The following is a 10,401-nucleotide window of genomic DNA, read 5'->3' on the forward strand; positions in this document are numbered from 1 at the left end:
GCACTCGGGAGCGACGGGGCGAGCTTCGAGGAATTCGTGTTGTTTCTTGGTCTTCCCGAGGACGCGACTTGGCGTCAGGCCGCGCTTTCGTCGCTGGAAAGGGCAAGATTGCCCATTTCCGAGGCCGCAAACGGCGGCGACACCTTCCGCGGGCCGGTTTCTGCCGTGCGCTGGCTGCTCCAAGAAACGTTGCCGTTCCCCGGAGCTTTTCTGTCCGACACGCATGTGGCGGCTCGACTCGGCGTTAGCGTAGCGAGCCTCGACCGGCTGGTCTACCATCCTGCCGAACAATGGTCGCAAGAGCTGAGACGTTGCGTCTACGAGGGGCCGGCAGCCGCGCTGTTCGAGCGGCGCTGGTGGACCGCAGGTATAGGCGACGCTTCGCTTGGCATCAGGCTCGCCGTTCGCGCTGGCGAAACCGCGCAGTCGGCGATCAAGAGGCTATCCGGCGTCGATAATGTCGCAATGCTAGCCGAAAAAGATCCCGTGGCGGTGGTCGATCGGGATCTTCTCGATGCCGGCATTGCAGGCGCGGCAAGCTGCGTGCAGTTGAGGCCCCGCGGCTGGCCGCCGCAGAGCGAAGAGCCGTGGATGCGCATCGCCGATGCGGCCAGTGCCCCGTGGTTTCGTCATATGGTCGATCCCTCGGACCAAACACTGCTTGACGCTCCCATCCGATGACCGTCCTCTTTAAGCCGATAATGGTGGCAGATGAATTGCGCCGCCTCGCCGACGCCTCGAGGCATCTGCTCAATCGCAATCATCATCTGCGCCTACGCCGCGCCGCGGAGGAACTGGAAGGCTGGTTCCAATCGTCTCGTCCCGGAAATTTCCCGTGGACCTTGGACGAACCGATCGAAACCGAACCTTCCTCGTCCTACCAAGGTAGCGGCACCGCAGCAGCTGTCTCGGCGCGTTTCACGTTTCTTTGGCGTTGCGAGCGGACGGGCGACCCAAATGTGGCGTCGGCGAGCAACGGCGGAACGAACATTACCGTCCTGCGATCGACCGGCACTACGGCGAACGAGTATCATTTCGATCTCTGCGGAGGTGGTGCGGTCGGTACTTCGCCGGTGATGCATTGTTTCAGCCATGCGCAATACAGCGCCAGCACGTCTTTCCCGCGTTTCCCGAGCATGGTGCTTTTGCCAACTGACGTACTGGAAATGCTGTTGTTCGAACTCTGGCCGAGTGATTGGCCGACTGCGATCGACGGCGACCGAAGCAGACTGCTAAAGCATCATCTCGCACAACGAAGAAGGCTCAGCCGAGTGGCGAAAGCCTTTCAGCATTTGGTGACCAAGCCGTTTCCCATTGTATCCCTTCACGCGCGTCTGCCGGCGCCGATTCAGTTGTTCTGACGATGAGTTCAGTGGTGGGCTTATATGCCGGGATTGGAGGGTTTGAACTCGGATTCGATGCGCTTGGGCATCGCCCTCTCGTCTTAGCGGACAAGGACGAGCATTGTCGTTTGGTTCTGGGGAAGCGGTTCGCGAAAGCGAGAATCGAAGCAGACGTGGCGGACCTCAAGGAGATACCGGCCTCGGCGCGGATTGTGACGGCCGGCTTCCCCTGCCAAAATCTGAGCATGGCTGGCGACAAATCTGGAATTTCCGGCAGCAAATCCGGCGACATTCGGCACCTTTTCGAGTTGCTGCGTCTCGGGGGACGTCCAACGCTCGCGATCGAGAACGTCTATTTTATGCTACATCTCGGACGCGGCGCCGCCATGAAATCACTAGTCCATGACCTTGAAGCGCTCGGCTACGCCTGGGCCTATCGCGTCGTGAACACGACCTCATTCGGAATACCGCAACGCCGCCGCCGCGTGTTTCTCGTTGCGAGCACTACGTTGGATCCGCGAGAAGTGCTGTTCGCCGACGAAGCCGGCGCGACGCCCAAGCCGGTCGCAAATATCGATCGTCCGGTCGGATTCTACTGGACGGAGGGTCGTCGAGGGATGGGCCTCGCCTTGGACGGAATACCGCCACTCAAAGTCGCTTCGGGGCTTGGCATCCCCTCGACGCCCGCCGTCCTGTTTCCCGACGGGGAGGTGCTGACGCCCAGCGTCGAGGCGTGCGAGGCCTTGCAGGGCTTCCCGCGCGGCTGGACCGACCTGAATTTCAATACCAAGCGATCGCCTCGATGGTCGATGGTTGGGAATGCGGTGTCGGTTCCTGCAGCACGATGGTTGGCGGGACGTCTCGACGTCCCGGGTGAGATGCTCACTCTAAGAACTCGACCCCTATCAGCCGAGGCAGCTTGGCCCGACGCCGCCTATGGCAATTCGACCGGCCATTTTGTGGTCGAAGCAAGCGAACGACCATCCAACGTGATCGCGCCTTCGATCGAAACGTTTCGGGATGCCACTTGGAAGCCCCTCTCGGCCCGCGCACTGCGCGGATATCTCGGCCGCGCGCGCGAGGGCGGACTTCGGTTTCCCGATGGCTTTCTCGACGCTATTGAAAAGGCACTTGCCCGGCAAAACCCTAATCTACCTGACTGATTTGCGTCATTTTGACCTTTTAATATTGAACTCTGACGCTTATCCGCAGGTGTTGGAAGTGGAGGTTCCAATATGGATGGGTCAGAAGCATCGCGATTGCGCAAAGAGTGCGGTATGTCCCAGGTAGAGTTCGGCGCGGCGATCGGCGTTTCTCGCGAGACGATAGGTCGAATAGAACGGAGCAACGAACATCTGGATCGCCGAACCGAATTAGCGATGCGGTACATCGCTGAAGGCCGGCTTGCGGTCATTCCTGAACTGTCCGAAATTCACAATACCGTCGCAACCGTGCTCGATCAGACAGCAGTTCGCGGCTGCCCGGCTTACGACTATCGTGACAAGCTGCAAGCGGCGGTTTCACACTGGCGCGCCAAGCAGGGCAGTGCAGGCGCGGAGCCGCTACTCGCGCGGGCGCAAGGCGTGCTTGGCATGCTCAATGTAACTCCACCTGGCGATGGGATGCGAGACCGCACCTTTGAGCAGCTACAACAGCTGAAGCTCGATTGGCAGGCCGTTACGCCTGTCGATTAATCGAGCACGCTCCATCGCACGTGCTCACGATATCTCCCGCCATCGCAGCGACGCGAAGGCGTTGCCGATTTCTACATAGCTGAGGGCACTGTCGTAAAGGGTGGCGAGTGGTTAGTGAAACGGCGAGAGCGGCGATGCCGGCGAGGTTGATGCGCCAGCGGGATGTTAGAATTTAGGTGCCGTCTGGCATGGACAAACGTCCGCTTCGGGCGCTGTCCAGGAGCGAACCTAAACGGCCAAGTTGAGGCGCAAAGCCGCCATTCGGCTTCCACCAGGCCCAGATCGCATGCCGTCACGTTCGGCCGCTCAGTCAAAGCGAACAAGATCTGATTCCGAAGAGTCAGCCGGCCGGGATTACCGGCGCAGCCGGATCGTGAGGCCCGGGAACATGGCCGGCAGGAACCACTGCCGTCGCGCCTAAAACGTGCTTCTCTTGGTCGTCAAAGAAAATGTGAGCCCCGAGCGCCTTCAAGATGGGTGCTTTCTCACGGCTGCCCACGAAATGCGCCTCGTCAGCCGGTGTTCCCCACGCTCTCAGCGTCCGAATTACGCGCTCATGCGCAGGGGCGTTCCGGGCAGTGACAAGTGCGATGCGGACCTTACTCACGTTGCCCTCATTAAGGAAAACTCGGCGCAACGCCGACAACTTGTGAAGAAAATTTCCAAACGGGCCACCCGCCATTGGATTGCTCGCGTTCGCGGTCTCATGCGCAAGGAAAGCCTCCAGGCCCTGTTCTTTGTAGATTGCGTCGGACTCGGGGCCAAACACTACAGCGTCGCCGTCGAACGCGACCCGAACCTCACCCTGGGGTGTTTCGGCACGATCCTTGGGTGCCAAGCCTAGCCGCGCAGCCGCTGCTCCGCCGTCCACCGCCCCTTTTACATCCGTGTCCGCGTTTGAGAGAAATAGGTCGATGCCCCAAGCAGGAACAAAAGGAGCAAGCGACCGCCCGCTAGTAAAACTGCCTGTCTTGACGATAAGCCCATAATGATCGATCGACTTGAACGCTCGGAGAGAGAGATCGGGCGAGTTCTGGGACAGAAGGATCACTTCAACATACGGAGCAGCCCCAGGATCGTTAAGCGCGAGTAATCGCTCGACTACCTCAAAGCCAGCACCCTTGCGGAGGATCACGTCCTCGCGTTCGAGTTGCATAGCCGCATACGACTTGACGCCGTAGTTCTCGAATACGCGATGTTCCTCCTCCAGATCAAAAAGAGCGCGCGTAGAGATTCCGATGCGGAGAGGCTTGGCCCTTAGCGTAGACCCTGGATCGCCATTCTCCTTATCATCTTCGGCAGTAAGCGAGGTTTCCGCGATTTCCATTTGCCCTTCCTCCGATATTAAGCCCGCGTAGGCAATGCCATTTCCATATGCAGTTCATTGCAGATGCCTGTCATTCATCGCGCTTTCCTGACTTTACAAACGCCAGATGGACTTGGGAGCATTCACACGTCCTGGCAGGTCCATTGGTGTGGTCCAACCCCACGAGGCAGCGATATTCAACTGGACTTCATACGACAACGAAGCATTGGTGTTACCAGCGCAGCAGAAAAACAATGGATCAAGACCGAGCAGAATCTCCGGCCCGCCGAGACAGCGGGCTTCGGTCAGTACAAGCGCCGGAATGGTCCGGGCTTCTCACTGATGGAGAACTGCATGGCTATCCTTAACACCACCACCGCCAAGGCCGACAACACCGAAGCAGGCGGGACGGCGCCCAGCGTCGACAACGGCACCCCAACCCGAAAGCCGCACGAGAAGTCCTCTGTGACCGTCTCAGTGATCGTCAAGAAGGCAAAGGACGAAGCGCCCGCAGCGCCTACCAAAACCGACATCGTCCTCAAGAAGCTGAAGTCGGCAAAGGGTGTCACCATCCAAGTCTTGATGGATGCGACGGGATGGCAGGCGCACTCGGTGCGCGGCTTCCTCTCCGGTACCGTCAAGAAGAAGCTTACCCACGAACTGCTCAGCGAAACTGGCAAGGACGGACAACGGCGATACCGCATTGTCGAGGCAAAGACCGTCAGTTGACCTCGATGCTTAAGCGACAGGACATGGATCGTGAGATTGCCGCGCTCGGCGATCTCACGCGCAATGAACTCACAGCAGCCTGGACAAAGGCCTATGGCTGCCCGCCGCCCAAAGGGGTCAAACGTTTGTTGCTTGAACGGTCGGCCGCCTGGCATTTCCAGGCCAAACGATTGGGTGGTTTGACTTCGACCGTCAAGAAAACACTCGAGACAGGCAACGCGCGTCGGACCAACGTGAATGCCACCCAACCGAACAATACTGGTCCGGATCGCCAGGAAGGAGTTCTATCAGTCCGGCCAGCGTCATCGGATAAGCCATTGACGTCGCCGCCACGATCTCTTCCGCCAAAAGTTGGCTCCCGCCTTATGCGGGAGTGGAATGGTCGGATGCACATTGTCGAAGTTGTCGACGACGGCTTCGTGCTTGACGGCAGAACGTACGGATCGCTGTCGGCGGTCGCCCGCCGTATTACCGGCGCCCATTGGTCTGGCCCGAGGTTCTTTGGGCTATGACGACGACCCCTCGCCTCAACTGTGCCATCTACACTCGCAAATCGACTGAAGAGGGATTGGAACAGGAGTTCAATTCGCTTGATGCCCAGCGAGAAGCGTGCGTCGCGTTCGTCGCATCGCAGGTCGGTCTTGGCTGGAAGTTAGTGCCAGACCACTACGACGATGGCGGCATATCGGGCGGCACGATGGAACGCCCTGCCCTGCAGCGTCTCCTGCAAGACATCCGGGACAAAAAAGTCGATGTGGTGGTGGTCTACAAGATCGATCGCCTCACCCGATCCCTGATGGACTTTTCCAAGATCGTCGAGATCTTCGACGCCAGCTCCGTTTCCTTCGTGTCGGTGACCCAGCAGTTCAACACCACGACCTCAATGGGCAGGCTTACTCTCAACGTGCTTTTGTCCTTCGCCCAGTTCGAGCGGGAGGTCACGGCCGAGCGTATCCGTGACAAGATCGCTGCATCGAAGAGGAAAGGCATGTGGATGGGTGGCGTGGTGCCCTTGGGCTACCGCGTCGAGTACCGCAAGCTGGTGATCGACGAAACCGAAGCGCAGACAGTCAGACACCTGTTCGCTCGCTATCTCGCCCTGAAGTCGGTCCGGGACCTTGTCGACGAGGTCGCGGCTGATGGGCTTTCGACACGGACGCGACAACGCAACGACGGATCCGTTGCCGTCACCATGCCGTTTGGTCGCGGCAACCTTTACCACCTTCTTTCGAACCCGATTTACATCGGCAAGATCAGGCACAAGGATCAAGTCTACAATGGTGAGCACGAACCAATCGTCACGGCGGCCACGTTCGACGAGGCCCAAACGCTCCTCGCCTCGCAGGCGCCGCGCCGGCGGAGCCAGTCCAATGTCACGCAACCTCATCTGCTCACCGGTCTGTTCTTTGATGAAGCGGGCGAGAAATTGCGATCGGTTCATGCCAACAAGCAAGGTGTTCGCTACCGATACTATGTCTCAAAGCAGTTCGTCGATGAGCGCAGGAAAGGCTCAGAAGGATGGCGTCTTCCGGCACCCGCACTTGAATCAGTTGTTGAGCATCGCCTGAATCGGATTCTCAGCGATCAAGCCCAATTGTCTGATTGGATTCGGCAATGGGCCGACGCTGGCGAAATCCAGTCGGCGATGCGGCGAGCCGAAGATTTGCGATCATGCTGGGCGTCAGGCGCGGCGGACGCGAAGCAATCTCTGCTCCAAAAGATCGTTCGCAAGGTCACGCTCAAGCCGGGAGCATTGACCATTGAACTTGACCGCCGCTCGCTATCGGAATTGCTTCTCGATCAGGTTCTGCCACCCAACGATGGCGCCCATGTAACTTCCATCGAATGTCCAATCGGTATGAGGCGGCGCGGCGTCGAAACACGGATCTTGCTTACAGACGGATCTAAAATCAGCCGAGAATCCGATGGTGCTTTGATCGACCTTCTCCGTCGAGCCCACTTGTACCTCGGCCAACTGACAGACGGAGCCAACCGCAGCCTCACGGAGGTTGCCATGCTCAACGGCACCGATACATCCGAGGTCAGCCGCCTCCTGCCCTTCGCTTTCCTCGCTCCGAAAATTGCGGCCAACATCGTTGCAGGTGATCAACCTGTTGAACTAACGGCGCACCGGCTGTCCCGGTTGTCGGACCTCCCCCTTGCCTGGGCTGACCAGGCTTCACTCCTCGGCTTCTAACCATCCGGCCAGCATCTCGCTGATCAGCCGACCATCACTTTGGCAAACACTTGGCTACGGAATTCGCCCGACAGAGACGGACGACCAAAAGTCAGGTGTTTTGGGCGCTCCCTGCGTCGTCTCAGCCAAGTGTTGCCCACTACCGGGCGCTAACCCACGGAAATGTCGGAGCTATTCTGAGACGGATGGAAACCCCGGAAATCGGGTGGACTGGATGGTGGGCCCGGAGGGACTCGAACCCCCAACCAAGCGGTTATGAGCCGCCGGCTCTAACCATTGAGCTACAGGCCCCACGCGGGCTGGATTAATGTTTTTCGCATCGCGGCACAAGGCTTTCCCGATGGGCTTCCCCAGATCGCCCAAATCAACCCATAATCGCGCTCTACGCGACGTCTGCGACTTGATCGCAGACCAAGGAGATTTTCATGACCAGACATCTTTTGCCTCTCGCGCTCGCCGCTGCAATCGCTTTTCCGGCGATGGCTGGAGCCACCGATCTGCCGACGCCGCCCCGCGTCATCGTGTCGGGCGAAGGCGAAGCAACCGTAGCCCCCGATCTGGCGGTCCTGACGCTGAGCGTCATGCGCGAAGCCAAGACCGCGCGCGCAGCGCTCGACGCCAACAATGACGCCATGGCCGCCGTGATCGCGGCGATGAAGTCCGCCGGCATCAAGGACCGCGATCTGCAGACCGCCGGCATCCAGATCAACCCGCGCTACAACTACACCAACAAGCCGGACGGCAGCCAGGAAGCCGAACTCGTCGCCTATCAGGTGACCAACACGCTTTCGGTGCGGGTGCGCGATGTCGACAAGACCGGCGAGATCCTCGACAAGGCGGTGTCCCTCGGCGTCAACCAGGGCGGCGGCATCGCCTTCACCAATGACAACCCGGCAGCCACGGTCACCGAGGCGCGCAAGAAGGCGGTCGCCAACGCCATGGCCAAGGCCAAGACCCTGGCCGAGGCCGCAGGCGTCAGCCTCGGCCGGGTGCTCGAGATCACCGATCAGAACATCGCGCCGGCGCCAATGCCGATCAACGCCAAGGCCTTCGACGCGGCCGGTGCTGCGGCTCCAGTGCAGGCCGGCGAGAATTCCTACAATGTGCAGGTCACCGTCACCTTCGAACTGAAGTAAGCGGCTCTGACGATCCGTGGCTGAGCCTTGCCACGGCAATCATCGGGCCAATAGCGCGCATGAAAAACCCGCGGGATTGCTCCCGCGGGGTTTTTTCGAGCCACACCCTTCAACGGAAAGGGGCTCCACTAGTCCCGGCTGATCTTCGTAGAAGATTATGCCGCCAGACCGACCTTCACAGAAGGTCGTGTCTCCAGGCTGATCCTCGCAGAGGATCAACCTCTAAGATCCGGCCAAACCCGAGCTTAGCGATAGATGACCGGGCAGCCGCGCTCATTGGCGAACACGACGACGACGCGGTCGCCGTCCTGGCGGCCCATCACCTTCACCGTGCGACGGTTGACGTCGACGATCCGGACACGGTGCAGGCCCATGCGTTCGGCCTTGTCGAGGGCGCGGTCCGGCGAGCAGCCACGGCGCCAGTCGCCACGGCGCTCGTCACGGCGATGACGATAACCATCGTCACCGGTATAGACGCCGAAACGCGGGTCGTTGTTGTTGCCGAAGCCGAGATAGAGGCTGTCGGCGTGAGCCGGGATGGCTGTCAGCGTGCCGAGACCGACCAGGGCCGAAAGGGCTGCCGTCTTGATCGTGTTGAACATCGTCTTCTCTCCTTTTTGCGGGCCTTCGCCCGTCCTCGTGAACCGATGGGGGGAGAATGCGCTTGCCTGTCTGAACTCTTTACGAACCTGCCGTTCATCTCCGGTTCATATGGCGGGAAAAAGGAAAGTTCCGGCCATTCGCCATCGTCCCCAGCCCTTGGTGAAGGCCAGAACGCCTGACTCAGCCCCCCGGTTCCGACCCCGCTGATTGGCCGAATGCCTTCGAACGGGAGGCTCACCGCCGCCGGTGCTACGGCTCCTCGTCCAGCACATAGTCAAAATAGTCTTCCGGCTCGGCAAGATCGGTTTCGCTCGCCTTGACCCGGCCGCGCATCGAGATGCCGGCTTCATGCACGGTCTCGGCGCTGCCAGACACCAGCCGATGCCACCAGTAGAGGTCGCGGCCCTCGGCCACCAGCCGATAGGCACAGGTACTGGGCAGCCAGCTGATGGTTCGCACATTCTGCGGCGTCAGCCCGACGCAGTCGGGAACGCGCGCCAGCCGGTTGGCGTAGTCCGAACAGCGGCAGGTCTCGGCGTCGAACAGCCGGCAGCCGACGCTGGTCCAGTAGATCTCGCCGGTGTCCTCGTCCTCAAGCTTTGACAGGCAGCATTTACCGCAGCCATCGCACAGCGATTCCCACTCGGCCGGGCTCATCGCCTCCAGCGCCTTGGTTTTCCAGAATGGCGTTTCCATTTCCCGGATGTGGCCCCGGCCGCGGGCAAGGTCAAGCGCGGCAATGGTCGCAATTGCGGCTATCGCCAGGTGAAAGACATGAAGTTGCCTTCAAAAGGTCGGTCAATCGCCCCGTACGGCCTCTATCCGTGCGAGACTGGAACCAATCGGCACAAGATCGGTTTCGGCAAGGATGGGACCCCACAAGGAGAATTTCGATGAAACGCCAACCACGGATTCTGGCAGGCACCGCACTTGGCCTGTTGATGGCATCCGCGCCGTTGGGCGCGTTCCCGCTTCAGGGAAGTGTCGCGTCCGGCCTTGCCCAGCGCACGGCAGCCCCATTCATCCTGGCGCAAGCAGCATGCGCCGAAGGCGAATCGGCCGAAGCCTGCGCGCAAAAGCAGCAGGCGGAACCCGAACAGAAGCGCGAGCGCAAGAAGGCCGAGCCTGAACAGCAGGCCGCGCCTGCCCAGAGCGAGCAGCCCGCCGAGGAGCAGCAGCCACGCAGGAAGAAGCGCGACCAGCAGCAGCAGGCCGAGCAGGCGCCGGCCGAACAGGCAGCACCCGCCGAGGAACAGCAGCCGCGCAGGAAGAAGCGCGACCAGCAGCAGCAGACCGAGCAGGCGCCGGCCGAACAAACAGCACCCGCCGAAGAACAGCAGCCGCGCAGGAAGAAGCGCGACCAGCAGCAGCAGACCGAGCAGGCGCCCGCCGA

General features: G+C 60.4%; 11 protein-coding genes, 1 tRNA gene and 1 pseudogene. 9 read left to right on the top strand and 4 right to left on the bottom strand.

The genetic code is table 11. The features are described 5' to 3' along the window. The 4 genes from EN943_RS30120 to EN943_RS30135 all read left to right on the top strand — a co-directional run. The coding region (locus EN943_RS30120; protein ID WP_206522838.1) for a hypothetical protein at nucleotides 1-681 on the top strand (681 nt) is incomplete at its 5' end. Continuing rightward, nucleotides 678-1,361 (top strand): hypothetical protein, encoded by a 684-nt coding sequence (locus tag EN943_RS30125; RefSeq protein ID WP_127415757.1) that lies wholly within the window; start codon nucleotides 678-680, stop codon nucleotides 1,359-1,361. The genes EN943_RS30120 and EN943_RS30125, both read left to right, overlap by 4 nt. Nucleotides 1,362-1,363: 2 nt before the next feature. Further along, entirely contained in the window at nucleotides 1,364-2,506 is a 1,143-nt protein-coding gene (gene dcm, locus EN943_RS30130; protein ID WP_127415758.1) for a DNA (cytosine-5-)-methyltransferase, read from the top strand. 72 nt (nucleotides 2,507-2,578) lie between these two features. After that, a complete protein-coding gene (locus EN943_RS30135; protein ID WP_127415759.1) occupies nucleotides 2,579-3,037 on the top strand; it encodes a helix-turn-helix domain-containing protein in 459 nt (152 codons plus the stop codon). Nucleotides 3,038-3,377: 340 nt separating this feature from the next. On the opposite strand, the gene EN943_RS30140 is transcribed toward EN943_RS30135, so the two are convergent. Further along, nucleotides 3,378-4,364: a 5'-nucleotidase gene (locus tag EN943_RS30140; protein ID WP_127415760.1), complete on the bottom strand. Its 987-nt coding sequence runs from the start codon at nucleotides 4,362-4,364 to the stop codon at nucleotides 3,378-3,380. A 63-nt stretch (nucleotides 4,365-4,427) separates the two neighbouring features. Here EN943_RS30140 and EN943_RS38545 point away from each other — a divergent pair, with 63 nt between their 5' ends. The 3 genes from EN943_RS38545 to EN943_RS30155 are packed head-to-tail and all read left to right on the top strand — an operon-like array spanning nucleotide 4,428 to nucleotide 7,269. Beyond that, on the top strand, nucleotides 4,428-5,072 hold the full coding sequence (locus EN943_RS38545; protein WP_245476027.1) for a DUF3489 domain-containing protein: 645 nt from the start codon (nucleotides 4,428-4,430) through the stop codon (nucleotides 5,070-5,072). A 23-nt stretch (nucleotides 5,073-5,095) separates the two neighbouring features. Then, a complete protein-coding gene (locus EN943_RS30150) occupies nucleotides 5,096-5,584 on the top strand; it encodes a DUF2924 domain-containing protein (RefSeq protein WP_127415761.1) in 489 nt (162 codons plus the stop codon). After that, a complete protein-coding gene (locus EN943_RS30155; protein ID WP_127415762.1) occupies nucleotides 5,581-7,269 on the top strand; it encodes a recombinase family protein in 1,689 nt (562 codons plus the stop codon). The genes EN943_RS30150 and EN943_RS30155 overlap by 4 nt, the downstream gene beginning before the upstream one ends. 215 nt (nucleotides 7,270-7,484) lie before the next feature. On the opposite strand, the gene EN943_RS30160 is transcribed toward EN943_RS30155, so the two are convergent. Next, nucleotides 7,485-7,560 (bottom strand) — tRNA-Ile (locus EN943_RS30160). A 134-nt stretch (nucleotides 7,561-7,694) separates the two neighbouring features. On the opposite strand from EN943_RS30160, the gene EN943_RS30165 reads away from it, so the two are divergent. Beyond that, on the top strand, nucleotides 7,695-8,405 hold the full coding sequence (locus EN943_RS30165; RefSeq protein WP_127415763.1) for an SIMPL domain-containing protein: 711 nt from the start codon (nucleotides 7,695-7,697) through the stop codon (nucleotides 8,403-8,405). A 245-nt stretch (nucleotides 8,406-8,650) separates the two neighbouring features. Here the strand turns inward: EN943_RS30165 and EN943_RS30170 are convergent, their stop codons facing one another. Then, nucleotides 8,651-9,007, bottom strand: coding sequence for a hypothetical protein (locus EN943_RS30170; protein WP_127415764.1), 357 nt, complete (start codon nucleotides 9,005-9,007; stop codon nucleotides 8,651-8,653). 250 nt (nucleotides 9,008-9,257) lie between these two features. Beyond that, entirely contained in the window at nucleotides 9,258-9,704 is a 447-nt protein-coding gene (locus EN943_RS30175; RefSeq protein WP_013530173.1) for a YcgN family cysteine cluster protein, read from the bottom strand. 197 nt (nucleotides 9,705-9,901) lie between these two features. Between EN943_RS30175 and EN943_RS30180 the strand changes: the two are divergent. Continuing rightward, nucleotides 9,902-10,401 (top strand): annotated as a pseudogene (locus tag EN943_RS30180) (flagellar motor protein MotB); the annotation flags it as partial.

It is taken from the genome of Mesorhizobium sp. M7A.F.Ca.US.006.01.1.1 (genome assembly GCF_003997935.1).
In the GTDB taxonomy this organism is placed as follows: domain Bacteria; phylum Pseudomonadota; class Alphaproteobacteria; order Rhizobiales; family Rhizobiaceae; genus Mesorhizobium.